This is a genomic window from Candidatus Thiosymbion oneisti, assembly GCF_004359955.1.
In the GTDB taxonomy this organism is placed as follows: domain Bacteria; phylum Pseudomonadota; class Gammaproteobacteria; order Chromatiales; family Chromatiaceae; genus Thiosymbion; species Thiosymbion oneisti.
Map to the genome: position 1 here is coordinate 1 of NZ_SMSC01000029.1, position 24739 is coordinate 24739.

The 24739-nt window shown below is 62.1% G+C and carries 21 protein-coding genes and 1 tRNA gene; 10 read left to right on the top strand and 12 right to left on the bottom strand.

Annotation, left to right across the window (positions count from 1 at the left end):
* Positions 1-604 precede the first annotated feature (604 nt).
* Positions 605-2743 carry a nitric oxide reductase activation protein NorD gene (locus E1958_RS15795; protein WP_133512725.1) on the top strand — a complete coding sequence of 713 codons (2139 nt, stop codon included), beginning with the start codon at positions 605-607 and terminating at the stop codon, positions 2741-2743.
* 166 nt (positions 2744-2909) lie between these two features.
* Positions 2910-3938, top strand: a complete 1029-nt coding sequence (locus E1958_RS15800) for a KpsF/GutQ family sugar-phosphate isomerase (RefSeq protein ID WP_243448392.1) — start codon at positions 2910-2912, stop codon at positions 3936-3938.
* Here E1958_RS15800 and E1958_RS15805 read toward each other — a convergent pair.
* Positions 3914-4756 (bottom strand): arginyltransferase, encoded by an 843-nt coding sequence (locus E1958_RS15805; protein ID WP_243448393.1) that lies wholly within the window; start codon positions 4754-4756, stop codon positions 3914-3916. The genes E1958_RS15800 and E1958_RS15805 overlap by 25 nt on opposite strands.
* A gap of 317 nt (positions 4757-5073) precedes the next feature.
* On the opposite strand from E1958_RS15805, the gene E1958_RS15810 reads away from it, so the two are divergent.
* Together E1958_RS15810 and E1958_RS15815 are read left to right on the top strand one after the other, a co-directional pair.
* Positions 5074-6387, top strand: a complete 1314-nt coding sequence (locus E1958_RS15810) for an HD domain-containing protein (protein WP_133512726.1) — start codon at positions 5074-5076, stop codon at positions 6385-6387.
* Positions 6380-6922 carry a hypothetical protein gene (locus E1958_RS15815; protein ID WP_133512727.1) on the top strand — a complete coding sequence of 181 codons (543 nt, stop codon included), beginning with the start codon at positions 6380-6382 and terminating at the stop codon, positions 6920-6922. Before E1958_RS15810 ends, E1958_RS15815 begins: the two co-directional genes overlap by 8 nt.
* 50 nt (positions 6923-6972) lie before the next feature.
* On the opposite strand, the gene tadA is transcribed toward E1958_RS15815, so the two are convergent.
* The 8 genes from tadA to cobO all read right to left on the bottom strand — a co-directional run bounded on the left by tadA (position 6973) and on the right by cobO (position 13590).
* The gene (tadA, locus tag E1958_RS15820) at positions 6973-7425 is read right to left on the bottom strand and encodes a tRNA adenosine(34) deaminase TadA (protein WP_133512728.1); all 453 of its coding nucleotides are present in this window, start codon (positions 7423-7425) and stop codon (positions 6973-6975) included.
* Between the two features lie 299 nt (positions 7426-7724).
* Complete coding sequence (gene guaA, locus E1958_RS15825) at positions 7725-9311, bottom strand: glutamine-hydrolyzing GMP synthase (RefSeq protein ID WP_133512729.1); 1587 nt, start codon at positions 9309-9311, stop codon at positions 7725-7727.
* 151 nt (positions 9312-9462) lie between these two features.
* Positions 9463-9912 (bottom strand): type II toxin-antitoxin system VapC family toxin, encoded by a 450-nt coding sequence (locus E1958_RS15830; protein WP_133512730.1) that lies wholly within the window; start codon positions 9910-9912, stop codon positions 9463-9465.
* Positions 9909-10163: a FitA-like ribbon-helix-helix domain-containing protein gene (locus E1958_RS22115; protein ID WP_133512731.1), complete on the bottom strand. Its 255-nt coding sequence runs from the start codon at positions 10161-10163 to the stop codon at positions 9909-9911. The genes E1958_RS15830 and E1958_RS22115 overlap by 4 nt, the downstream gene beginning before the upstream one ends.
* 53 nt (positions 10164-10216) lie before the next feature.
* A complete protein-coding gene (locus E1958_RS22120) occupies positions 10217-10393 on the bottom strand; it encodes a hypothetical protein (RefSeq protein ID WP_133512732.1) in 177 nt (58 codons plus the stop codon).
* Between the two features lie 191 nt (positions 10394-10584).
* On the bottom strand, positions 10585-11541 hold the full coding sequence (trxB, locus tag E1958_RS15845) for a thioredoxin-disulfide reductase (protein ID WP_133512733.1): 957 nt from the start codon (positions 11539-11541) through the stop codon (positions 10585-10587).
* Positions 11542-11608: 67 nt separating this feature from the next.
* Complete coding sequence (locus tag E1958_RS15850; protein ID WP_208108609.1) at positions 11609-12988, bottom strand: cobyrinic acid a,c-diamide synthase CobB; 1380 nt, start codon at positions 12986-12988, stop codon at positions 11609-11611.
* The gene (gene cobO / locus E1958_RS15855) at positions 12985-13590 is read right to left on the bottom strand and encodes a cob(I)yrinic acid a,c-diamide adenosyltransferase (RefSeq protein ID WP_133512734.1); all 606 of its coding nucleotides are present in this window, start codon (positions 13588-13590) and stop codon (positions 12985-12987) included. The genes E1958_RS15850 and cobO overlap by 4 nt, the downstream gene beginning before the upstream one ends.
* A 74-nt stretch (positions 13591-13664) precedes the next feature.
* On the opposite strand from cobO, the gene efp reads away from it, so the two are divergent.
* Together efp and epmA are read left to right on the top strand one after the other, a co-directional pair.
* The gene (gene efp, locus E1958_RS15860) at positions 13665-14237 is read left to right on the top strand and encodes an elongation factor P (RefSeq protein ID WP_133512735.1); all 573 of its coding nucleotides are present in this window, start codon (positions 13665-13667) and stop codon (positions 14235-14237) included.
* On the top strand, positions 14234-15202 hold the full coding sequence (gene epmA, locus E1958_RS15865) for an EF-P lysine aminoacylase EpmA (RefSeq protein WP_133512736.1): 969 nt from the start codon (positions 14234-14236) through the stop codon (positions 15200-15202). Before efp ends, epmA begins: the two co-directional genes overlap by 4 nt.
* A gap of 306 nt (positions 15203-15508) precedes the next feature.
* Here epmA and E1958_RS15870 read toward each other — a convergent pair.
* From E1958_RS15870 to birA, 3 genes are all read right to left on the bottom strand, one after another.
* Positions 15509-15584 (bottom strand) — tRNA-Thr (locus E1958_RS15870).
* A gap of 543 nt (positions 15585-16127) precedes the next feature.
* Positions 16128-16868: a type III pantothenate kinase gene (locus E1958_RS15875; protein ID WP_341765489.1), complete on the bottom strand. Its 741-nt coding sequence runs from the start codon at positions 16866-16868 to the stop codon at positions 16128-16130.
* Between the two features lie 867 nt (positions 16869-17735).
* Positions 17736-18710, bottom strand: a complete 975-nt coding sequence (birA, locus tag E1958_RS15880; protein ID WP_341534736.1) for a bifunctional biotin--[acetyl-CoA-carboxylase] ligase/biotin operon repressor BirA — start codon at positions 18708-18710, stop codon at positions 17736-17738.
* 390 nt (positions 18711-19100) lie between these two features.
* On the opposite strand from birA, the gene E1958_RS15885 reads away from it, so the two are divergent.
* From E1958_RS15885 to E1958_RS15900, 4 genes are all read left to right on the top strand, one after another.
* Positions 19101-22076 (top strand): molybdopterin-dependent oxidoreductase, encoded by a 2976-nt coding sequence (locus E1958_RS15885; RefSeq protein ID WP_133512738.1) that lies wholly within the window; start codon positions 19101-19103, stop codon positions 22074-22076.
* Between the two features lie 19 nt (positions 22077-22095).
* Positions 22096-22743 (top strand): 4Fe-4S dicluster domain-containing protein, encoded by a 648-nt coding sequence (locus E1958_RS15890; protein WP_133512739.1) that lies wholly within the window; start codon positions 22096-22098, stop codon positions 22741-22743.
* A 1-nt stretch (position 22744) separates the two neighbouring features.
* Entirely contained in the window at positions 22745-23704 is a 960-nt protein-coding gene (gene nrfD, locus E1958_RS15895) for an NrfD/PsrC family molybdoenzyme membrane anchor subunit (RefSeq protein ID WP_089724551.1), read from the top strand.
* 257 nt (positions 23705-23961) lie between these two features.
* Positions 23962-24543 carry a Uma2 family endonuclease gene (locus tag E1958_RS15900; RefSeq protein ID WP_133512740.1) on the top strand — a complete coding sequence of 194 codons (582 nt, stop codon included), beginning with the start codon at positions 23962-23964 and terminating at the stop codon, positions 24541-24543.
* Positions 24544-24739 lie beyond the last annotated feature (196 nt).

Below are 24739 nucleotides of genomic sequence, written 5' to 3' on the forward strand. Positions count from 1 at the left end.
CTAGAGGGCGTTCTCAATTGAGCTGAATCCTCATGAAAATCAAGCACATCAGGCCCATGCAGCAGCGGCTACGAGTTTCCGAGACACTCCGCGGCGCGGAGCTTCTGCGTTCCCACGCGGCGCGTGGGAACGAGAGAAAGCCCGAACGCGGTTGGTTTCGCTGACCTAGTCTTCAAGCCGGGCGGGCAGGCGTGCGGCCTGGGCACGGGCGACGCCTGGCTTGTAACCTCTCGCCATCAATCTCACCCTCTCGGATCGAACTCGACCGGGAGCTTACCCTCGCCACCACCAAGGGCGAATTCTTTTACAGTCTTCCGGAGCGTGGGAGCCAGAGAAAATTAGCGAACCGCACCATTTTTCCTATAGTCAATGCGGCTCAAATAAGAGGTTGCCCGGCATCTGTGGGGACGGACCGGGCACAGAGATTTTGAACCGCAGTCGATCCGGCCCTACCGGTTGCGGATTGGTCGCCCGATGATCACAATAACCGGGCTGTCATTGCTGCCGGTCCGGCTCATCGCCCCGGCGGTTTCCTGCTCGCGTTCGCCCTGCCGGCTGCAGCCTGCTGCCACCGCAAAGACCGCTGTCTGCTTACCCTTCGCTGATGCCCAAGCCGCTCGCTGCCGACCAGCTCGAAGACCTGCTCGAGGATATCCTGTGGGCCGAGGCCTCGTCGAAGCGAGGGGCGGCCTTGGCCCTGGCGGGTCTTACCCGAGCGCAGCAGGAGTTTGCGCTGCACTGGGTGCGGACCCTGGAGAAGGACAACACCGCCTGCGCCTACCAGTTCCTGATTCATGCCGACCGCGCCTTGCAGGCGCTCTCCCTGCCGGATGTGGAACGCTGGATCATCCAGGGCCTGGATGTCTACGACCAATCCGGCCTCTACGCCGCGGTGGAGGTGTTCAGGAATGTGGACCAGTTCCTGGAGCGCGCCCGGGCTGCCCAGGTCGGGGCCTCGCTCGCGGAGCACACCGGTGTCCTGGAACGGGTGGTGCTGGGGCTCTCGGGTCGGCGCCTTGGGCTCGCGGCCGCCGAGACGATCCATACGGATACCGAGACCCTGTTCCTGCCGGCTATGGCCAGCCGGTTCGGGAGCCGCGAGGACAATTTCCGCTTCCTGAAGGCGGCGGCGGCCTATCTCTGGGCCCAGACCCGGTTCGGTACCTGGCGGCTGGGGATCATTGAGGCCCTGATGGGTTTTGATGACCCAAGGCGTGCGTTGCAGCTGTTCCACACCTTCGAGACCCTGCGGTTGGACGCCCGTATCGCCCGGGAGCTGCCCGGGATTCACCGCGATATGCAGCATCTCAACACCCTCGCCGGTCAGCACACCTGTTCGCCCCATTGGGAGGTGTGGCGGGAGCGGCTGCGCCGGGCCGGCGATCGGGCCCGGGATTCGCTGGCCCTGGTGGCCGAGGTGATGGCCGCGCCACCGCCCCTACCGGAGCCCCTGTGCTATCAAGGTGAGCTCTATCCGGAGCGGGTCGAGGAGGTCCTGCGGGCGCGGTTGGAGGACGAGAAGGCCGGATTGCGTAGCCTGCTGGTCCGCTATCGGAAGGACCTGGAATCCGAGCAGCCGGTGTCCGAACGCAAGGCGTTCCCCGGCGAGGCGGAGACTCCCTTCGCGGCGCGGAAACGGGAGGACGACGAGCATCCGGGGGAGTTCGAGTTGGAGATCCTGTTCCATGACCAGCCGGTCAGCCCGCCGGAGGACATCAAGCGGCTCATCGGCTCGATCATGCTGGATCTGGGGGAGCTGCCCCCGGACTATCTGGTCCCCGCCGGTGACGGCTACTATCGGCCCAAAGGGGCAGTGGAAGCGGACGCGGATGCGGGCGCGGATGTGTGGTCCGGCACCTACCACGAACGCGGCGCCCATCTCTACAACGAATGGGATTTTCGCCGCCAGAGCTACCGCAAGAACTGGTGCGTGATGCGTGAGCTCACGGTGGAGCCCAAACGCGACGGCTTCGTCGCCGCGACCCTCGACAAGTATTCCCGACATTTGCCGGGACTGCGCAAGACCTTCGAGGCCCTGCGCGGCGAGGACAAACGGCTCAAGAAGGAGCCTTACGGGGACGAGGTGGATATCGACGCCCTGATGGAGGCCCGCGCCGACGCCCATCGCGGCCTGGAGATGTCCGACCGCCTCTTCACCCGACGTGACCGGGTGGAGCGCAACATCGCGGTCATGTTCATGGTGGACATGAGTGGCTCCACCCGCGGCTGGATCAACCAGGCCGAGCGGGAATCCCTGCTACTGCTGTGCGAGGCCCTGGAGACCCTGGGCGACCGCTATGCCATCTACGGCTTCTCGGGCATGACCCGCAAGCGCTGCGAGACCTTTCGCGTCAAGGGCTTCGATGACGCCTACGGGGATGAGATCCGGGGTCGTATCGCCGGCATCGAGGCCAAGGACTACACCCGCATGGGGGCGGCCATCCGCCACCTGACCGAGCTCCTGGACCGGATCGATGCCAAGACCCGCATCCTGATCACCCTGTCCGACGGTAAGCCCGACGACTACAGCGACGAGTACCGCAGCCGGTACGGGATCGAAGACACCCGCCGCGCCCTGATCGAGGCCAAGCGCCGCAGCATTCACCCCTTCTGCATCACCATCGACAAGGAAGGCCGGGAATATCTACCCCATATGTACGGAGCCGTGAACTATACCATTGTCGAGGCGGTGGAAAGGTTGCCCTATAAGGTCTCGGAGATCTATCGGCGGTTGACGGTTTGAGTTGATCGAGTTCCGGTCATTCAGGTTCAGTACAACCGCGAGCCAGCTGCATACGGTAAAAATGCACCGGCAAATTACCCAATGGTGATTTGGTTATCACGACCTCCGGTGTTGATAAGGGCAATTTGCAAATGCAAGTAATCACAACAGCTCTTGGCACAGCGAGATGAAATCACGGTTGGCCGCGCGCAGTGCCATGCAGACGGCACAGTGGAATGGGGGCATTTCTAAGGACTCCTATCTCGATCGGGCACGGCGGGTATTGCGGATCGAGGCCACCGCCATCACCGCCCTGATCGAGCAGGTGGACTCGGATTTGGCCGCTGCCGTGGACGCGATTCTCGCCAGCCGGGGGAGGGTGATCGTCTGCGGTATGGGCAAATCGGGCCTGATCGGAAACAAAATCGCGGCGACCCTGGCGAGTACGGGGACGCCTGCGTTCTCCGTGCATCCGGGGGAGGCCTCTCACGGTGACCTGGGCATGGTGCGTTCGGAAGACATCTTCCTTGCGCTTTCGAACTCCGGGGAGACAGATGAGGTCATCCGGTTGATTCCCTTTCTCCAAGACAATGGGAACCAGCTCATCGCCATCACGGGCCGGCCCGATTCGACGCTGGCGCGGCATGCGGATTTTCACCTGAATGCCGCTGTGCCTAAGGAGGCCTGTCCCCTCCAACTCGCCCCTACCGCCTCCACCACCGCGGCCCTGGCGCTGGGCGATGCCCTCGCCATCGTGTTGATGGAGGCCCGCGGCTTCCGTCCCGAGCACTTTGCCCGCTTCCATCCCGGCGGAAACTTAGGCAGGCGTCTGCTGACCCGGGTGGAGCATGTGATGCATACCGAGCAGCTGCCCATCGTCCGCCCGGACGACCCCGCCGCTCACGTCGTCCAGACCATCAGCGCGGGGCGCATGGGGGTCGCGGTGGTCTGCGTGGACCAGGAGCTGATCGGCATCATCACCGACGGTGACCTGCGCCGGGCCATGGAGCGCCATCGCCGGGATTTTTCGGAGCTGTTGGCCGGCGATATGATGACGGCGAATCCCATCTGCGTCGACCGGAAGGCACGCTTGCAGGCTGCCGTCGACCTGATGACGGAGCACAGCATCACCAGCCTAGTGATCGCCGATGACCGGCGTCTGACCGGTGACCGGCTTCTAATCGGATTGGTTCACCTGTTCGATTGCACTGTGTGAGGCGCTGCACTGGCCCGGCCTGTCCCACTGATTTCAGCGCCCCGGCCGTACCATTGCCAGCGTTCGTCCAGCCAGGCCTCCAGGGGGCGGAAATGCTCCTTGTAGCTCATCTTAGGGCATTCCCCGACCCAGTAGCCCAGGTACAGGTACTCAAGTCCCAACCGCCGGGCCTCCTCGATCTGGCATAGGACGGCGTAGGTCCCGGGTGCACGATCGGAGCGCCCCGGATCGAAGAAGGTATAGACGGCGGACAGACATCCGGGCAGATAATCGGTGACGGCCACTGCCATCAGCCGTGTGTCCAGATATAGCTCCAGGAAGCGGGTCTCGCCTCCCCAGGGAGCGACCAGGAACTCACGGTAGCGCACCAGGGCGGCGTCGGAGCTGTCTGTGTCCCCATGCCGGCTCTGGATGTATGAGCGATAGAGGACGTAGTGCTCCGGATCGAAGCAGGCAGGACGGTCCCGGAGGACCACCTGGTTGCGATTGCGGGTCCGATTGCGGCGCTGGGATCGGTTCGGCACAAACGCATGTACCGGGATCCGCAGGGGGATACACCGCCGGCAGAAACTACAAGCCGGGCGGTAGATATGGGTCCCGCTGCGGCGGAATCCCTGCGCAAGGAGGGCTTGGTAGGTCGCTCCGTCCATGGGCACCGACGGATCCACGAACAGGGTCCGCGCACTCAGACCCGGGAGGTAAGAGCAGTCGTGCCGGTCCGTAACATAAAGGGGGAGCATGGCGGGCTTTCCGGCCTGTTCATCAAGACTCGTGATGTTGCCCCGGCGGTGGCTCGGGGGCACTGATCCGCTCGTCATTCCAGCTCCCGTACCGGTCGGAGCAGGGATGCCAGTGACCGAGCATACGGATGAGGTGTTCGATCACACTAAGGTGTCCCTTTTGACTACAAGGAAAAACCCTAGGTGCCTGAATGTTGAAACCTCAACATCTTGTGCTTTGATGGTCATGAGTGTGGTATATCATGTAGTTGAACAGTTACCCTCGTTTGCTGGTTTGGCCTCCGGTTAGGATACGGTTTCAGATACGCGAAGCGAGATGTGGCCGCAGCACGGTACTGCGACACTCCCGTGGATACCGTTGGTAAAGCCACTAGCCGAAGAGAGAACCTAAGTCCATGCCGAAGAATGTCCACGAGATCAGGGATCCGATCCACGTCTTCGTACGGCTTTCCAACGACGAACGCAAGGTATTAGATTCACGACCCTTTCAGCGCCTACGCCATATCCACCAATTAGGGTTGACTTATCTGGTCTATCCGGGGGCTACCCACCGCCGGTTCGAGCATTCTCTCGGTGTCATGGAGCTCGCCGAACGGGTATACGACGTCGTAACGGGCAAGCTGACCGATGACGTTCGCAACGAATTCCCCGATGTCGGCGACGATAGGAAGCGGGAATACTGGCGCTGCGTTTTACGCATGGCGGCTCTTTGTCACGACATCGGACACCTGCCATTCTCCCATGCCGCCGAGAAGAAACTTCTGCCCGAGGGCTGGAACCACGAGGCGTTGACCGCGCAGCTCATCCGCTCTGACGAAATGTATCCGATATGGAAAGGTATGAAGATCGATGCGGACGATGTGGTCAAGCTGGCACTCGGCCGCAAGGAACTTCCGGACGTCGATTTCACGCCCTGGGAAACGATCCTCGCTGAAATCATCGTCGGCGACGCCTTCGGCGTGGACCGGATGGATTATCTGCTCCGGGATTCCCATCACGCAGGGGTCGCGTACGGCAAGTTCGACCAGTACCGGCTGATCGACACCTTGCGTATACTGCCGCGGGTCCCCACGGATGTCGAGACCGGCTTTGCCTTGGGTCTCGACGAAGGCGGTATCCAATCCGCCGAGGCACTAATGTCGGCGCGTTACTTCATGTATTCGCAGCTATACTTCCACCCGATAAGGCGCATCTATGACATCCATTTGCAGGAGTTCCTCCTCGAATGGCAGGGTGATGACGGCTACCCGACCGACGTGGAAGGCCATCTCAGGCTCACCGATGCCGAGGTAATGCAGGGAATACGGGAAGCAGAGCAGAACGCGGATTTACCGGGACACTTGCACGCCCGTCGCGTCAGTCGGCGTAAACATTTCAAACTGATCTACTCGCACAATCCCATCGATGCCGCTATCGATACCGAAGCGGGCAGAGCAGTTTTCCGGGCGCTCAGCGAAAAATTCGGTGCCGATTATTTCCGCCATGACCGTTACCGTCAGGGGGGTAACGCGCCCGAGTTTCCGGTGCGCATGCGCGACGGCAGGGTCTCACTGTCATCCACGATTTCTGCCGTCCTGACCCACCTGCCGGTGGTCGATCTGGACTCTGTGTTTGCCGACAGGGCGGTTGCGGACGAGGCAAAACGCTGGCTGAGAAGCCATCGCAACGAAATCATCCGATCAAGACCAGAGGGGGACACCGATGGATAGGCATAAAAAAAATGCCGTGCTGACGTATTTCGTGCAGGCCTTGTGGGATAAGAGAAGCTGGGCAGGAGAGACCCACATCCAGAAGGCGGCGTATTTCCTGCAGGAATTATTGGAAGTGCCGCTGGGTTTCCGGTTCATGCTGTATTGGTATGGACCCTTTTCCTTCGATCTGCGTGATGAATTGACGGGGTTGCGGGGCGATGGGCTGTTGCGCCTCCGGCCCCAGCGGCCATATGGGTTTCGCTACGAGCCAACGGACCGTGCCAAGTATGTCCAAGGGGGGTTTCCAAAAACCCTGGCAAAGTACCATGACCGGATTGATTTTATCGCCGATCGGCTCGGAGACAAAAACGTGAAGGCGTTGGAACGTCTGGCGACCGGTTACTATGTCACCAGGAAGCTACCTGATGGGACCACCGAGGAGCGGGCGGCCGAGTTGATAAAAATCAAGCCGCATGTCGACTTGAGTGGCGCGGTAGCGGCTATTCGTGAGGTGGATGAAATTATCGGCCAGGCGCAGGTCCTCGTGCATTGACGAGCCCGAATACGCACACCTGGCTGCCACCGGGCGAATCGGGTCCCCGATCACCTACGTGATCGGAAAAAATCCCGCAGCAGCCGGCCGCACTCGTCGCCAAGGAGACCGCCCGTGCAGTTGGTGCGGTGATTGAAGCGGGCGTCCGCGGGCAACAGATCGAAGACGCTGCCGCAGGCACCACTCTTGGGGTCGGCCGCTGCGAACAGGACCCGTTTGACCCGCGCCTGGATGATAGCGCCCGCGCACATGGGACAGGGCTCGAGGGTGACATAGAGGCAGGTGCCGGGCAGCCGGTAATTGCCGAGGCGACGCCCGGCGTCGCGCAGGGCCAGGATTTCGGCATGGGCGCTCGGGTCGTTATCGGTGATCGGGCGATTCCAGCCCGTACCCACCAGCTCACCTTCCCGTACCAGGACCGCCCCTATCGGCACCTCGCCTGCCGCAGCCGCCTGCTTGGCGAGTGCCAAGGCGCGGCGCATCCACTCCTCGTCACTCGGCATGGGATACCTACGTACATAGTTTCGATCGATATTGCCAGCGAGGCTTCGCCTCAGACCGACGAGTCGTGAGTCGCTGTTGGCAAGAACCACGGATGAACACGGATGGAGACCAATCCGTGTTGATCCGTGTCCATCCGTGGTTCGAGATAGCCAGGATCAGATCGTTTGTTAATTGAGAACACCCCCGCGTTCATTTGCGGAAAAAAATGATTCCCAGGTTATTGGTGCTTCGGTACTGCTGCCCCAGCCACAGCGCATTCAGCGCTCGCAATACGGGTGTGCCGTCACACTGCGGAGTCTTACTCCCACTCGATGGTCCCCGGCGGCTTGCCGGTAATGTCGTAGACCACCCGCGAGACCCCGCGCACCTCGTTGGCGATGCGGCGGCAGACCTGATCGAGGAAGTCGTAAGGCAATCGGGCCCAGCGGGCGGTCATGAAATCCAGGGTCTCGACCGCCCGCAGGGCGATGACATGGTCGTAGTGGCGATTGTCGCCCACCACGCCGACGGATTTGACGGGCAGAAAGACGGCAAAGGCCTGGGAGACCTGGTCGTAGAGCTCCGCCCGGTGCAGGGCTTCGATGAAGATATGGTCCGCCAGGCGCAGAATATCCGCATAGGGCTTGCGGACCTCACCCAGGATGCGTACCCCGAGTCCAGGGCCGGGGAAGGGGTGGCGGTAGACCATCTCGTAGGGCAGGCCGAGTTCGACACCGATCTTGCGTACCTCGTCCTTGAACAGCTCCCGCAGGGGCTCCACCAGCTTGAGCTTCATGGCGGCGGGTAGTCCGCCCACGTTGTGGTGGGATTTGATGACCTTGGCCGTGCCGGTCTCGGCCCCCGCCGACTCGATGACATCGGGGTAGATGGTCCCCTGGGCCAGCCATCTGACGCCGGGCAGCTTTTCCGCTGCTTCCTCGAAGACCTGGATGAAGGTGTTGCCGATGAGCTTGCGTTTCCGCTCCGGGTCGGTGACGCCCGCGAGCTTGGCAAGGAAGCGCTCCTCCGCCTCGGCGCGGATGACCTTGATCCCCAGGTGGCGGGCAAAGGTACGCATGACCTGTTCGCCCTCACCCAGCCGCAGCAGCCCATTGTCGACGAAGACGCAGGTAAGCTGGTCGCCGATGGCCCGATGTAGCAGGGCGGCTACCACGGAGGAATCCACGCCCCCGGAAAGGCCGAGCAGCACCTGATCGGTGCCCACCCGACGGCGGACCTCCGCGATGGCGTCCTCGATGATGTTGCCCGCCGTCCAGAGGTTGCCGCAGCCGCAGATGTCGTGGACGAAGCGCTCGATAATGCGTTGCCCCTGGCGGGTGTGGGTGACCTCCGGGTGGAACTGGAGGCCGTAGAGGCGCCGTTCCTCGTCTGCCATGCCCGCCAAGGGCGCATTATCCGTGGTGCAGATGGCGCGAAACCCCGGCGGCAGGGCCTCGACCCGGTCGCCGTGACTCATCCAGACGTCCAGCAGGCCATAGCCCTCCGGGCTGGTATGGTCCTCGATGTCCCGCAGCAACCGGGAGTGGCCGCGGGCGCGCACCTGGGCGTAGCCGTACTCGCGTTGGGTCGCCGCGGTCACCCGGCCGCCGAGTTGGGCCGCCATGGCCTGCATGCCGTAGCAGATGCCGAGCACGGGAACGCCGAGATCGAATACGGCGGCGGCGGCCCGTGGCGTCGCTTGCTCATGGACCGATTGGGGGCCGCCCGAGAGGATCATCCCCTTGGCGCCGAAGCTACGGATGTGGTCGGCATCCAGGTCCCAGGGATGGAGCTCGCAGTAGACCCCCGCCTCGCGCACCCGGCGGGCGATGAGCTGGGTGTACTGGGAGCCGAAATCCAGGATCAGGATGCGATCGGCGTGGAGGGGGCTTGGGTTGGTGGTCACAAGATGGCTCGAGATGAAATGACGCGGATCGAAATGCCAGAGGGTAGTGGTTAAAGTCTAAATGGAAACATCGCCACCCACCGTGTGTTGGGCACGCCATACGCTACACCCTCTCTCCCTCCGAGGGTGTCGCAAAAGCGGTAGGATCCGTCTACGCTTCATCGTTTTCCTCCGTTATCAATTGTTGTGCTACCCAAGGGTTGATGACATTGAGGCCAGCGGTCTGGAACGGAGCAACATCACGTGTGGCGACGGTGAAGCTGCGAGCAGCTGCAATGGCAGCAATATAGCCGTCCGGCGTAGGGAACCCTTTGCCGGCGGCCCTGGCTGTCACGGCCAACTCGGCATAGTGCCGGGCCGCATCTGCATCGAACACCAGGACGCGCTCTCCAAACAACTCTAACAAGCCATCCAGGGTTTGGGCCAAGATGTTCTTACGGCGGCCGGACGGCATTGCGCCGATGCCGAACAGAAGTTCAGCAAGTGTGATGCTGGACAGATAGAGGGTTTCCGCCGCCTGCTGGTCAAGCCACGCCTGCACGACCGGATGTGGCTTCGGCTTCATCGCTTCGGAGACGACATTGGTATCCAAGACGATCATTCGAACCTCACTGGCTCAACCGGCGTTTTGTCGCACGCCTGTTCAAAGACGGCGAAATCCTCATTCGTCAACCCTACGCGCCGGCCTAGCGCCGCCAAGGCCGTACCCAAGCGAAGGCGCTTCGGTGGCCGGACGGTCGTCTCGAGGATTTCGCGGATTTCGGCCTCAGTACTCCGGCCATGCGTTGCTGCCCGCACGCGAAGCGCGCGATGCACTTCGTTGGGCAGATTTCTAACGGTAACTGTTGCCATGACTGCTTGATCCCCTTATCGCTATCAATGATGTCATTATTTTATGCTTGATGTCAGATCGCAAGTGGTAGTTTTGAAACTGGTGTAAAGCTCTGGGCTCGTCCAAGTGTCATGCCGGCAGCTATCAAGTTCATGATAGCTATGCGTTGTGCCTCACGGGTCGGTGCGGCAAATTGTGCCATGGCTGTTTCCAGCTCGTGCTGCACCACGTCCTGTGCTGTCTTTGTCATCAGTCCCGTAGGGCGGGAAAGCGCAGCGCATCCCGCCTTCAGCCGCTCACCGCATCTCAGGGGGCAGCTGTCAGTTACCAGTTATCAGGGAGCCTCCCCTGCCAACTGCCCCCTGCCAATCGATGCGGTTCACGCCGCCCGGCAGTGCTATCCTGAAAGACCTCCCACGCTCACCGCATCCTACGGCTATCCTACGGGCTTAAGGTGTCGAGATATTTCTCGGCATCGAGTGCCGCCATGCAACCCGTGGCCGCGGAGGTAATGGCCTGGCGGTAGATCCGGTCCATGACATCGCCGGCGGCGAAGACCCCCGGTACCGAGGTGGCGGTAGCATTGCCGGTGGTGCCGCTTTGGACCTCGACGTAGCCGTTGGTCATTGCGAGCTGTCCCGCGAAGATTTGGGTGTTCGGGTGGTGCCCGATGGCAATGAAGACGCCCATCAGCGCGAGGTCCTTGGTGGTACCGTCCTGCACCTGCTTGATGCGGATGCCGGTGACCCCGGTCGCATCGCCCAGGACCTCGTCGAGTACCTGGTTCCACTCGATTTTGACATTGCCGTGTTCCGCCTTCTCCAGGAGATGCTTCTGGAGGATCTTTTCGGCCCGCAGGGCATCCCGGCGATGGATCAGGACCACTTCGGATGCGATGTTGGAGAGATAGAGCGCCTCCTCGACGGCGGTGTTCCCACCGCCGATGACGGCTACTTTCTGATCTTTGTAAAAGAAGCCGTCGCAGGTGGCACAGGCGGAGACGCCACGGCCACGAAACTTCTCCTCGGAGGGCAGACCCAGATATTTGGCACTGGCGCCGGTGGCGATAATCAGGGCATCGCAGCTGTAGGTGCCCGCATCGCCTGTCAGACACAAGGGGCGCTCGGAGAGGTCGACCTGGTTGATCTGGTCAAAGACGATCTGGGTTTCGTAACGTTCCGCATGCCGGCGCATACGGTCCATCAGATCCGGCCCCTGCACACCGTCCGGATCCCCCGGCCAGTTGTCCACATCCGTGGTGGTCATCAGCTGGCCGCCCTGCTCTAGGCCGGTGATGATCACCGGGCTCAGGTTGGCACGGGCGCCGTAGACGGCCGCGGCATAGCCGGCGGGACCGGAGCCGAGGATGAGTAGGCGGCAGTGTTTGGGTTCGCTCATGGGTCTTGATGCTCCAGTAGCTTGGGTGATCCCCGCAGTTGCGGTATCAACTAGAAAAGGTGATGTTTCAGCGGTGATGATTGTTCGGTAGCCCTGCCATACCTGCACTCACCGTGCCTGCCGGATTGAACAACTGCACGACCGCCCCCGGGTTCGAGGGGAAATAGAAGTGCAGGTAGGAGGCAAGCAGGCCGTCTTCCCGGTATATCGGCTCCCCGCGCCGGTCGGCATCCCGGCCTTGACTCCAGGCGACGGGGGTCAGTGCCAGCTCCAAGCGCGAGTAGTGGAAGGTATGGCCGCGCAGCACTCCCTGGGTGAGCCTGACCCTATGGACACCGAGATTGGCGAGTTTTTTTTGTATCAAAGCGCGCCCCGGCAGCAAACCCACCATGTCTGCCCGATGTCCTTTCACATCGGTGAGGGATTCCAGGAGATACAACATCCCCCCGCACTCCGCGACGATGGGTCTACCAGCGGCGTGATGCGCGCGCACGGCCGCCTTCAGCGGCCGGTTTGCCGCCAGCCGCTCCAGGTGCAGTTCCGGATAGCCGCCCGGAAGATAAAGCGCATCCGCATCCGGTAACGCATCGTCTGCGAGCGGGGAGAAGAACACCAGCCGTGCACCCAAGTCACGCAGGAGATCCAGATTGGCACGATACAGAAACGCGAACGCCCGATCGCGTGCGATCGCAATCCGTCGGCCCTCGAGCCCGGACGGCAACGGGGTCTGCTCCGGTTGCGCGAATTCGATCGGCTCCAGCGCCGTCTCGACCCCGTAGGGTGGGCTGTGCCCACCGCATCCTAGGCCGTGTCCGTCGAATCCCCGCAGCGCCGCGGCCGCGCGCCGGATCCGCGCCTCCAGATCCTCGATCTCGTCCGCCTGTACCAATCCGAGATGCCGCTCCGGCAGTGCGACTCCCGCGTCCCTGGCCAGCCACCCGAACGCGCCTATCCCCGCGGGCAAAGCCTCCGTGAGCAGCCGGTAATGATGGGCCCCGGCCACATTGTTGGCGAGCACCCCGGCGAACGGGACCTCCCGGCGATAGGTGGCGAGCCCGTGCGCCACGGCACCGAAGGTCTGGGCCATGGCGGAGCCGTCGATCACCGCTAGCACCGGAATGCCGAACCGGGTAGCCAGATCGGCACTGCTGGGGTCCCCGTCGAACAACCCCATCACCCCCTCAATGAGTATGAGATCGGCCGGCCCGGCCGCCTCGTAGAGGAGTCGGCGGCAGTGGCGCTCACCCCCCATAAAGAGATCCAGGTTGTAAACGGGTGCCCCCGAGGCCCGCTCCAGAATCATGGGATCGAGAAAATCGGGGCCGGTCTTGAACACCCGCACGGTACGACCGCAGTCGCGACACCAACGTGCCAGCGCCGCGGTGACTGTGGTCTTGCCCGAGTTGGAGGCCGGCCCGCTGATGAACAACGCCGGACAGCGCCTCACAGATCGACCCCTTTCTGCGCCCTTACCCCGGCCCGGAAGGCGTGTTTGATATCGCACATCTCGGTTATGGTATCGGCCGCCTCCCGCAACGCCGGCGGCAGGCCGCGACCGGTGATCACCACATGCTGCATGAGCGGACGGGCCCGGAGCTCGGCCACGACGGCCGCGGGCTCCAGCCAATGGTTCCGCAACGGATAGGTGAGCTCATCCAGGACAATGAGATCGAACGCCGGATCGCGCAGCATCTCGCAGGCGACGGCCCAGCCGCGCTGTGCCGTCCGGATAGCGCGCGCAAGATCCTGGGTGTCCCAGCTAAAACCCTCGCCCAGGACATGCCAAGTCACCCCCGGCTGGCGGCGGAAAAAGCACGCCTCACCCGTGTCGTCACGACCCTTGACGAACTGCGCCACCCCCACCCGCAGGCCGTGGCCGAGGGCGCGCGCCACCATCCCGAACGCCGAGCTGGATTTGCCCTTGCCGTTTCCGGTGAGCACAAGCAGAACGCCCTGCTCCCGCTCGGCACGGTCGATCGCGGCGTCGATGACGACCTGCTTGCGCTCCATGCGTTCACGATAGCGCCTTTGCCGAGCCTTATCATCCATATTCGACTCGTTTCGCTTCGGACGCTGTTCGCGCTAGCATTGGTGATTTCAGCCCCTCTAATCAGGAGGACGATATGGCAAGTTACAGTACCAACGAGTTTCGCGGCGGCCTCAAGATCATGCTCGATGGCGATCCATATGTCATCGTCGAGAACGAGTTCGTCAAGCCCGGCAAGGGTCAGGCCTTCAACCGGGTGCGGGTTCGTAACTTGAAGACCGGGCGCGTGGTGGAGAAGACGTTCAAATCCGGCGAGTCCGTGGCGGCCGCCGATGTCCACGAGACCCGGCTCCAGTATCTCTATAATGATGGCGAGCTCTGGTATTTCATGGACCCGGAATCTTACGAGCAATTGTCCGCCGATGCCGCCGCGATGGGAGAGACCGTCAGCTGGATCAAGGAACAGGATATGTGCAATGTCACCCTCTGGAACGGCTCTCCACTGAATGTCGATCCGCCCAACTTCGTGGTGCTCGCGGTCACGGAAACGGACCCGGGGCTCAAGGGCGACACCTCCGGCGGTGGCGGTAAGCCGGCGACCCTGGAGACCGGGGCGGTGGTGCGCGTTCCCTTGTTCGTGCAGACCGGCGAGCTGATCAAGGTCGACACCCGCTCGGGTGAATATGTCGCCCGCGCCAAGGACGGGTGAGTCCCACCTGGCGGCCCAGCGCCGGCCTTGAGATGCTGAAGGCGCGGGCATATCTACTCGGACGCATACGGGAATTCTTCGCCGCTGCCGGCGTTATGGAGGTGGAGACCCCCATCGCCTCGCGTGCCGCCGCCAGCGACCCCGCCCTCAACAGCCTGAGAACCCGTTGGTCCGGCGCAGAGGCAGGGCCACAGACGCTCTATCTCCAGACCTCCCCCGAGCTCCCCATGAAACGCCTCCTGGCGGCGGGGAGCGGGCCCATCTTCCAGATCTGCAAGGTGTTCAGGGACGGCGAGCGCGGATCCCTGCACCACCCCGAGTTCAGTCTGCTGGAGTGGTACCGTCCGGGCCTCGGCTATGGGGCCCTGATGACGGAGGTCGCGGAGCTGGTACGCCATGCCCTGGATCGCCCTGAGCTTGCGGTCCGGCGCATCAGCTACCGGGAGCTGTTTCGGACTCATCTGGGCTTGGACCCCATGCGCGCGGATGTGGCGGCGCTGCGGCAGGCCGCCGATGGTCTCCCCGGATGCCGGGATCTGGATCTCGACCGCGACGGCTGGCTCGATCTGTTGCTTACTTATCGTATCGAACCGGCGCTCGCTCGGGACCGGTTGACCTTCGTCTACGATTATCCCCCGAGCCAAGCGACCCTGGCCCGGATCCGCCGGGATGCGGAGCCGGTGGCGGAACGCTTCGAGCTCTACCTGGGAGGGATGGAGCTGGCCAACGGGTTCCAGGAGCTCACGGATCCCGGCGAGCAACGCAGGCGTTTCGATGCAGATCTGCAGGAACGCTCCGCGCGGGGATTGGACCGGTTGCCCTTGGACGAGGCGTTCCTGGCCGCGCTGGAGGCAGGCATGCCCGCGGCAGCGGGGGTCGCCCTGGGCCTGGATCGCCTGCTCATGGTGGCTACCGGCAGTACCCACATCGACCAGACACTGGCGTTTCCGGTGGAACGGGCGTGAAGGTACAAGAAGAAATTAGAAATTATCGCTCGAAGGAGAAATGGGTTGCACGTTGCTGATGCTTGATGTTACGGATGCACTTTCCACATTCAGGCCGCATTCAGGCCGCATTCAGGAGAGATCACCATCCCGGGAGCGGGAGGCGAATGGGAATCAGCTTGCCGCTGGGGGTAATACTGGGGTCCGCAATCATTCAGCCCCCTACCGCTATCAGTTGGCGTAGGGGGTAATGCTCCGGGGTTGGGGTACGCCACAAATATGCAACGGGCAAAAAAGGGCTGCGATTTCTCGCAGCCCTTTGTTTTTTGGAGCTGGCGATAGGATTCGAACCTACGACCGGCTGATTACAAATCAGCTGCTCTACCAACTGAGCTACGCCAGCAGGATCCGATGTGCCCTTGTGGCCGCCTATAGCGCAGCGTTCACATTCGGCCCGCCCCGGCCCCGGCCCGCCTGTGCAGCGAGAGGCCGGGGCACACTGCTTAAAGCCGCCCGTGGAAACAGCACCCATGTCTCGATTTTATGGGAACCCGAAAGATCACACAATGACTCGGACTACTAGGACGAGGCAGGGGACGGAGCAGGTACGTATCGACTTCTCTCGCGTTAACAAGTCGTTTTCGCGCTCGTTCCCACGCTCCAGCGTGGGAACGCCGTCTTGTCCGCTCCAGCGGACTCAGCTCCTCTGTGCTAATAGGCGTTGGCTGTTAGCCTACCGAGACGCTTAATCGACGCTGGAGCGTCGGGATCTGCTCCCACGCTGGAGCGTGGGGAGCCAGCCGAACAATCTTTATCCGCAGATTACACAGATGCTCACGGATCATTTCGTTTTTAATCTGTGGAAATCTGCGTAATCTGCGGATTAAACAGGTTTTTATCAGGAACCCGACTTAGGTTCCTGTTATAGAGGGAAAAATGCTGGTTCTCAGGAGAGCAGGGCCAGACCCTGGAGCACGAGGTCGGGTCTATGTTGGGTTGGGAGGCGCAGGGCAGGGATAAGCCGTTCCGCATCTCCCCCCGAGAGGATGCATTGAGGTGTCTTACCGACCTGCTCGGTCAGCCGGTGGAATAGCCGCTCGGCCAGCGCGGCAGGGGCCTGGATCGAGCCTACGGCAATGGCGGTGCCCGTATCCGTGGCCCAGGTGTCCGCAGATTCCATGGGCTCGATTCGAGGGATCCGGGTGCCGGCGATCAGCCTATCGCGCATCATCTCGATTCCCGCCGTGATGAGCCCACCCAGATGGCTTCCATCCCCGAGCAGCAGGTCGTAGGTGATGGCGGTACCCGCATCGACTACAAGGACCGGGCCTCGGCAGATCCGATGGGCGGCAATCAGGGCCAGCCAGCGGTCGACGCCGAGCCGCTCCGGGTGTTCATAGGCGATGGTGACGCCACAGGCCTTCGGTTCGGTGGTGACGAATAGCGGAGCTCGGTCCCAGTAGGAACGACAGACCCGTTCCAAAGCCTTGGCCATCTCAGCACCGCCGACGTTGCTGACGAGAATTTGCCTCGGGGGTGTCAGCTGTTCCCAGGCCGCGTGCAGGTCGATTGGGAGCCCACCGTGGTGGCGGACGGCCCGCATCGCTTCCAGCGAGCCGGATGCGCCGAGAGTCCACTTGAGGTTGGTGTTGCCGATGTCGATGAGTAGATCCATTGATAAGGTCACATTGTCTTTCTCTGTCCGCAGATTACGCGGATTTTCACAGAAACTACGAATCACGCGAATTGCTATGTTTGCTGCTAACCGATGGTGCCCAACGCCGTGTTGGACAGGCCCACATTATTTTTTGCCGCAAATGAACGCGAATCAACGCATATCTTCGCAATCGGCTTGCGTCTGAACCGCGGATGCCGAGTATGTTTCTGTACTAATGCTCTGCGCGCTCTGCGTCTAACGCCGGCGACTGGAAGCTACCGGACTATTTTCCCATGCTCAATCTGGCCCGTTGTTACGTGACGCCGGAGCGTCGAAGCCAGAGAACCCCCTCTCCCCAACCCCTCTCCGGGGGAGGGTATTGCAAAAGCCCCTCTCCCGGCGGGAGGGTGTCGCAACAGCCCCGCTCCCGGTCTCTGGTTCCCACGCAGCGCCTGGGAACGAGAACACTCAGCCTGACTGATGACCAGTTGGACCGGCAACTGGGCATTCAGGTTTTACCCGATAGCCAAAAGGGCCAACGAAATATCGGTAGTCCCGGGGGCCGACAGAATGTCGGCGATCCCAGGAGCCGACAACATGTCGGCGGTCCCAGGAGCCGACAGGATGTCGGCAGTCCCGGGCCGGTTGGGACCGCCGTCTTTCAGGCGGCTTACGGACCCCATGACCAGCTGGCGGCAACGCTCAGCGCAGACGCCCTCCGGGCCGCACCGAATAACGCCGGACAGCCGGCAGGTTTGATTCCCGTGTATACACCGGCCTGATGCTCTCCGCGGCGCGGAGCAACCAGCTTCCCACACAGCGCGTGGGAACGAGAATGACCGCATCGGGCCTCACCTTTTACGACACCCTCGCCGGGAGAGGGGCTTTGAGGCTTACTCAAATAGCATTGGGCCGCAGGCTGACTTCACCGGCCTGGAAGGTCCGGATATTGCCGTCCATGTCCAGGCGCAAAGCGCCTTGTGGGGTCACCCCGGCATGCATGCCTGAGAAGCTCTGGTCGGCCAAGTGGATTGTGACCGGCTCACCGCGGTAGCGATCGAAACGCTCCCATGCCGGGAGGAAGGGGCCGAACCCGTCGCCGCCGTAACGGACCATGATGTCGGTGAGGCGCTCCGCCAACCGGGCCGCGAGTCGGTTGCGGCTAATGGCGCCGAGCTCGGCAACGGAATCCAGGTCGGTCCAGGGTTGATCGATCGCAGCGGCCTGGGCCGCGGGGAGACGGGTGTTCAACCCCAACCCGAGCACCACCAGGCTTGGGCCCTGGGCCTCGCCCGCCACCTCCAGGAGCAGGCCCGCGAGCTTGCGGCGGTGCCACAGGACGTCGTTGGGCCACTTGAGGCCGATGTCGGGTATGCCTTCCGCCTCCAGGACGCCGGCTACCGCGGTGCCCGCGGCCAGACTTAAGCCCCCGAGCACCGCCGGTCCCAAGGGGTAGCGCCACAGCAGGGAGAGATAGATGTTGGTGCCGAAGGGGGAGATCCAGGTCCTGCCGCGCCTCCCGCGTCCGGCCCGCTGGCGTTCGGCGAGACACAGGGTACCCGACGGCGCGCCCTGTTGCGCCTCGCGCATCAAGTGGCTGTTGGTCGAGTCGATATCGGCGTAGACCTCCAACCGCTCGATCCGGTGCCGAGCCTGGTGCGGGATCGCGGCCAGAATGCGTTCGGCATCGAGCAGCTCCAGGGGCGCCACCAGGCGATAGCCGCGCCCACGCACCGAGCGGACCTCCAGCCCCAGTATCTCACCGGCCTTGTGTACCGCCTTCCAGACCGCCGCTCGGCTGACGCCCAGGGCCTGCGCCAGGTCCGCGCCGGAGTGGAGCTCGCCGTCGGCGAGCCGGCGGATTATCCTCAAGTGGGTTTCCATTCTCGCAAGACAGCCGATCTATTGACGCTCGTCAGTGATTAAGGCCCCCGAATAACATAGATTAACCTTCCTGTATGCGTCGGAGCCAGTCTCCGGTCGCCTAAAGGATGCTGTAACGAGGGTACTCATGGCTACCTTGGAAGCTGTACGGAGCCAGGATACCCCGCCGTCCAGCGTAAGAAAATAAAGGCGCTCGAAATGCCGTGTCTGCCTGTGCCTGTGATCTGCCTGCCGCCCGCCGGCAGGCGGGCCAGGCACTTAAACAAGTGAGCGTCGGGCCGGAGAATCCTTAGGGATCGAGGGTTCTTCAAGGTCCCCTTATAAAAATCCCGGTCGTCGTAGCACCGGGGCAGCATCAGCCACAGAGGAGGATCCCCCATGGGGTGGAAGATACCACGCCTTTCCCGCCGTGCGTTCCTGAAAACCACCGGCTACGGCACCGCCGGACTGAGCCTACTCTCTCCCATTTCTCCCCTCGGCGGCATGGTCGGCAAGGCCGTCGCCAAGGATGAACAGGAGCAGGAGGAGGTCACCTATAGCATCTGTAATTTCTGCTCGTCGCTGTGCAACCTAGAGGTCACTACCCGCACCAAGAACGGCGACAAGCGCATTGCCAAGATCGACGGCAACCCCAACTCCACACTCAACCGCGGCAAGATCTGTGCCCGTGGTCAGGCGGGGATGCGCCAGACCTATGATACGGACCGCCTCAAGACGCCCATGATTCGCGTCGAAGGGACCAAGCGCGGTGAGTACAAGTTCCGCGAGGCGAGCTGGGAGGAGGCCTGGAAGTATATCGAAGACAAGCAGAAGTCCGCGAAGATCCAGCCCTGGGAATGGACCATGGTGGGCGGCTGGACCTCCTGCGTCTTCTATATGAACTGGGCCGTGCCCTTCGCGGTGGCCAACCAAGTGCCCAATATCATCGCCTCGCCCATGCAGCACTGCGTGACCACCGGCCACCTGGGCACGGACATGGTCACGGGCAACTTCAACATCCACGACGAGGTCCTGCCGGATTTCGATAACGCCAAGTACATCCTGTTCGTGGCCAACAACGCCTCCATCGGGGCGGTCTCTACCTGCCGCATGGTGCGCTTCGCGGAGGGTCGCAAGCGGGGCGCCAAGGTAGTGGCGCTGGACCCGCGCTGTTCCGAGACCGCGGCCAAGGCGGACGAGTGGATCCAGATCCGTCCGGGGACCGATCTGGCCTTCATGCTGGCCCTGATGAAGATCATGATGGAGAAGGGGTTCTACGACGGCGAGTTCCTCCGGCGCTACACCAACATGCCGTTCCTGGTCTACACGGACGACCAGGGCGAGCTGCGAATGGTCACCGACGAGGAAGGTCGTCCCAAGGTGGTGGAAGAGGGCCTCGGCAACATCCGCGTGCTGGAACAGTTCAGCAACAACAATTTCAAGGAGGCCAGGAGCACGACAGCGCAGGACAGCACCGACGTCGACCACGTCCACGGGCAGGAACAGCCCGGCAGCGGCGGTTCCACGCGCGGCGAGGACCACTACGCCGTCCCCTCCGGGGCGAGGCAAGACCCGCATGTTGCTGCGGCTCATACTCCCAAGGACGACCAGACCCTCACCTTCCTGCCCGCCCTCAAGCTGTCGCAACCTGTCATGGTCGACGGCAAGCCGGTCAAGACGGTGTTCGAGGCCCAGCTCGAGGCGCTCGCCGAGTACACCCCCGAGTGGGCGGCGGCGATTACCGGCATACCCAAGGAGACCATCGAGCGCATCTCCCGCGAGTTCGGCACCACCCGCCCGGCCATCGTGGACCCGGGCTGGCACGGCGCCCGCTTCGGCAACGCGCTGATGCTGCGCCGGGTGCAGGCCATGGTGCAGGCGCTCACCGGCGGTATCGACAGCGTGGGCGGCTGGGTAAACTCCGGCGAGGTGCATCACAAGGCGGCCCATATGTACAAGGACATGGAAGAGATGGGTATATCCATAGACGCCTTGGTAGGCAAAATGCACGAGCCTTTGTTAAACCTGGCCGGCCTGGCTTTTATCAAGCTGGTCATCGGGGCCTTCTCCGACCAGAAAGGCCAGTTCTTCAAGCATGGTAAGCCCGGCTGGTCCTGGGCCTTCAGCCAGCAGGAAAAGGAGGCCGGCCGGTTCAACGTCGCCCTGCCGGTGATGACCGACACCGGTCTACACGAGTCGGTGAAGGGCGAGCTGCAATTCAAAGGCGAGCCCTATCGGACCCGGGCCTTTCTGATCAACGCGGCCAACCCCGTCCGTCACTACTATCCCGATACCTATTGGCGGGAGGCCCTGAGTCACGAGAACGTGGAGCTGGTGGTGGCCGTGGACGTGCTGCCTTCGGATACGGTCCCCTACGCGGACGTGATCCTGCCCAATAGCACCTACCTGGAGCGCGACGAGCCTACCCTCTACGGCAACGGCACCAACCAGGACCTGGCCTTGACTACCCGCTATGCGGCCATCGATCCTCTTTACGACACCGATGAGATGGCGGACATCCTGTACCGGCTAACCGGCATCATCAGCGGCAATCAGGGACAGGAGGGTTTCCTGCAGATGATGGAGATGCTGGTGGGGCTCAAGGCCGCGAACGTCAAGAAGTACTACGCCGAGACCCAACAGACGCATCAGGACAGGCAAGGGAAAGGGGCCTTCGCTGCCGCCTGCCGCAAGGCATCCTTCAACTTCTACGCCGAGCGTATTAAGACTACCCCGCAGCACATCGATAAAGTGCTGCGCGAGAAGGGGGTCTATCACGAAGAGGATATGCGTGAGATCCTCGCCCACCAGGCCATGCCGCGTAAGATGCCGGTGCCCACTGACAGCGGCCGGGTAGAGTTCTTCAGCGGCCTGATGCGCGCGCAACGCGACCTGGGCCACACCCAGGACAACTTCCAGGTGCTGGCCGGCTGGATCGCCCCCGAGATACCGGACGGCAAAGCGTTGGGAGCGGATGAGTTCTATTTCATCTACGGCAAGTCGCCCACCGTTTCCCACGCCTCCACCAACAGCAACAACCCGGTGCTGTCCGGCATCAACAAGTTCAAGGACGATATCTACAAGGGGGTCTGGATGCATCCGGACCGGGCCAAGAAGCTGGGCATCGGGAGCGGAGACCCGATCCGGCTCACCAACACCAAATCCGGTCAGGAAGCCAAGGGTCGCGCCTATGTCACCCGCCTGGTGCACAAGGACACCTTGTTCATTCACTCCTCCTTCGGCGTGGAGAATAAGGCCTTGACCCGGACGTCCGGGGACGGTACCGCGACTAGCACCCTCATCCCCCATCAGGTGGAGCCCGTGGTGGCCGGATTCAGGTCCCAGGAATTCACCCTCAAAGTAGCTCGCGCTTAAGGCTGGGAGGATCTAAGACATGGCTAAATACGCGATGGTCATCGACCTCAACACCTGCGTGGGCTGCAATGCTTGCATGGCCGCCTGCACCCTGGAGAATCAGATGCCCGTAGGGCAAATCGAGGAGGATGTGGAGATCAAGTGGGATACCACGAAGTGGCGGACCTATGTCCACGACGAAGAGATCGGCGTGGGCAACGATGTGCACCGCCGCTTCTTCCCGCGCCTGTGCAACCACTGTGACAACCCGCCCTGCATGAGTGTCTGTCCCACCGGGGCGACCTATAAAACGGACGACGGCTTCGTACTGGTGAACGAAGACCTCTGCATGGGCTGCCAGGCCTGCGCCATGGCCTGTCCCTATAAGGCCCGGGTGGACATTACCTACGCGGACGTCCGGCAGGGCAAGGAGTTCTACGGCTCGGACTACCGCCGCACCCGTCCCAGCGTGGACAAGTGCTCCTTCTGCAACCACCGGGTCGAGAAGGGCTTAAAACCCGCCTGCGTGGAGACCTGCGTGGGCGAATCGCGGATGTTCGGTGATCTGGACAACCCCGAGGATCCGGTCGCCCAAATGGTCGCGAGCGGGGAGGCCCAACCGCTGATGCCCCACATCGGCACCCGGCCCAATGTCTACTACATCAACGATATGAAGCGGAGGGGCTGAGATGGAAGTCAACATCACCTACGAGACCCAGGACATCTGGACCTGGTGGTTCGCCGTCTACCTGTACACCGGCGGGCTCGGTGCGGCGGTGGTGGCGGTGACCTTCTTCACCGACATGTATCTCAAGGCCCATCGCAACCTGGTGCTCTGGGGAGCAGGCGCCGGGTTCGTGCTGCTGTCCCTGGGCTCCCTCATGTTGTTCTGGCATCTGCTCGATCACCTGGCGGTAATCCATGTGTTCAACCCGTTGGCCATGTTCAACCAGCCGATGGCCTGGATCGCCTGGGGCACCCAATTCATCCTCTGGATGATGATTTTTGCCGTGCTCTACGCGATTCCCTATGCCCGGGTGACCCCCTTGTTCCAGAACGCGCCGCTGCTCGGCAAGGCCCTGGAATGGGGTTTCGTGGTCAAACTGAGCGACTTCGTGGAAAAGTACCGCAAGCTCTTCGGTTGGCTCGCGGTCGCCACCGGGGTGGGCGTTGCCGTCTACACGGGTCTGTTGCTGCAATCCTTCCCCGCCGTGGCCCTGTGGGCGAATCCGGGGGTGGTGGTGCTGTTCACCGTATCCGCTTTCTCCACCGCCATGGCCTTCCTGCTGCTGATCATGTACACCATCATCAAGGACGACGCGGATGAACACCTCCGGGTGCTCTACGAGCGCAGCGATCTGGGATTGATCGGAGCCGAGCTCTTGATCATCCTCTCCTTCTTCTTCTACCTGCAACGGGGACCCGAATCGGCCATGCGGTCGTGGGAGATCCTGTTCACCGACCTGGGTTGGCTGATCGGCTTTATCGGGTTCGGCCTTATCGTCCCCTTCTTCCTGGAGCTCAAAGGGGTCATCAAGGGCTGGACCAGTCATGCACCCATCATCGCCGCCTCCATCTTCGTGCTCGTCGGCGGCTACCTGCTGCGGCACTATTTCATGTATGCAGGGGTCTACGCCTACCCTTGGTAGGATGAGCCCGTAGCACCCCGGCGGATCAAAGAGGCGCGCAAGCGCCTCTTCGCGTAATTGGGGATGCCTTTGAGCCGCTAAGGTGGTTGCAACCTGATATATTTCTGCGTCAGCTGCCGATAGAATCAAGCATCGATCTCCTGCATTTCTACAGACCACAGAATGGGAGGGAGAGAGAGACGCAGACGGTTTGGAAGAAAGCAGTTTTCCGCAAAAGGTCACGCTTGTAGGTACGTTTGGGAGATAGGGACAAGAAAATGCAACCGGCACTTCAACCTACCCTCTACGAGTCCCTGGAGGCCCTGCCTGAAGGGGTGACCGGGGAGATCCTGAATGGGCAGCTGCATACTCACCCGCGGCCTTCCGGAGCCCATGTGAACGTTGGCTCTGTACTCGGCGGTGAGTTATTTGGCCCCTTTCATAAGGGTAGTGGAGGCCTTGGTGGCTGGTGGATCTTCGATGAGCCGGAACTCCACTTCGTGCGGAATGTGGAAGTGGCGGTACCGGATCTGGCCGGTTGGCGACGGGAGCGGATGCCCTACTTGCCGGAAGATCAACGCTTCGAGGTAGTTCCTGACTGGATCTGCGAGATATTGTCTCCGTCCACGGCGAGTAGGGATCGTGAGATCAAGATGCCGCTGTATGCCCACTATGAGGTACAGTACATCTGGCTGATCGATCCGGCTAAGCGCATGCTGGAGGCGTACCGACTCGATGCTGGCACCTGGATCGAGGTCGGCCGCTTTGCCGATGCCGATCAGGTTACCGCACCACCGTTCGAGGCCGTGAGCCTTGATCTGGAAATCTTTTGGCCGCCTCAGCGACCGGTTTGGGCGTAGGTTGCGTTAAGACGCCGGCACAACCTGGCGGCAGATCAACGAGCCTTGGTGCGTCGAACGCAACACGTCCGATCCCCCAAACTGCGCCAAAGCATTGAGGGTTGCTAACTTCTCGTTCGATCCTGGCACTGTTCGGCGTTACCTGCGAAGGGGTCTTTGTTAATCCACAGATTACGCAGATTTTCACAGATTTAAG

Excerpts from the sequence above, each read along its gene's own strand:
- E1958_RS15795 (WP_133512725.1), top strand. The coding sequence starts at position 605 with ATGCCCAAGCCGCTCGCTGCCGACCAGCTCGAAGACCTGCTCGAGGAT.
- E1958_RS15800 (WP_243448392.1), top strand. The coding sequence starts at position 2,910 with ATGAAATCACGGTTGGCCGCGCGCAGTGCCATGCAGACGGCACAGTGG.
- E1958_RS15805 (WP_243448393.1), bottom strand. The coding sequence starts at position 4,756 with ATGACGAGCGGATCAGTGCCCCCGAGCCACCGCCGGGGCAACATCACG.
- E1958_RS15810 (WP_133512726.1), top strand. The coding sequence starts at position 5,074 with ATGCCGAAGAATGTCCACGAGATCAGGGATCCGATCCACGTCTTCGTA.
- E1958_RS15815 (WP_133512727.1), top strand. The coding sequence starts at position 6,380 with ATGGATAGGCATAAAAAAAATGCCGTGCTGACGTATTTCGTGCAGGCC.
- tadA (WP_133512728.1), bottom strand. The coding sequence starts at position 7,425 with ATGCCGAGTGACGAGGAGTGGATGCGCCGCGCCTTGGCACTCGCCAAG.
- E1958_RS15830 (WP_133512730.1), bottom strand. The coding sequence starts at position 9,912 with ATGATCGTCTTGGATACCAATGTCGTCTCCGAAGCGATGAAGCCGAAG.
- E1958_RS22115 (WP_133512731.1), bottom strand. The coding sequence starts at position 10,163 with ATGGCAACAGTTACCGTTAGAAATCTGCCCAACGAAGTGCATCGCGCG.
- E1958_RS22120 (WP_133512732.1), bottom strand. The coding sequence starts at position 10,393 with ATGACAAAGACAGCACAGGACGTGGTGCAGCACGAGCTGGAAACAGCC.
- trxB (WP_133512733.1), bottom strand. The coding sequence starts at position 11,541 with ATGAGCGAACCCAAACACTGCCGCCTACTCATCCTCGGCTCCGGTCCC.
- cobO (WP_133512734.1), bottom strand. The coding sequence starts at position 13,590 with ATGGATGATAAGGCTCGGCAAAGGCGCTATCGTGAACGCATGGAGCGC.
- efp (WP_133512735.1), top strand. The coding sequence starts at position 13,665 with ATGGCAAGTTACAGTACCAACGAGTTTCGCGGCGGCCTCAAGATCATG.
- E1958_RS15885 (WP_133512738.1), top strand. The coding sequence starts at position 19,101 with ATGGGGTGGAAGATACCACGCCTTTCCCGCCGTGCGTTCCTGAAAACC.
- E1958_RS15890 (WP_133512739.1), top strand. The coding sequence starts at position 22,096 with ATGGCTAAATACGCGATGGTCATCGACCTCAACACCTGCGTGGGCTGC.
- nrfD (WP_089724551.1), top strand. The coding sequence starts at position 22,745 with ATGGAAGTCAACATCACCTACGAGACCCAGGACATCTGGACCTGGTGG.
- E1958_RS15900 (WP_133512740.1), top strand. The coding sequence starts at position 23,962 with ATGCAACCGGCACTTCAACCTACCCTCTACGAGTCCCTGGAGGCCCTG.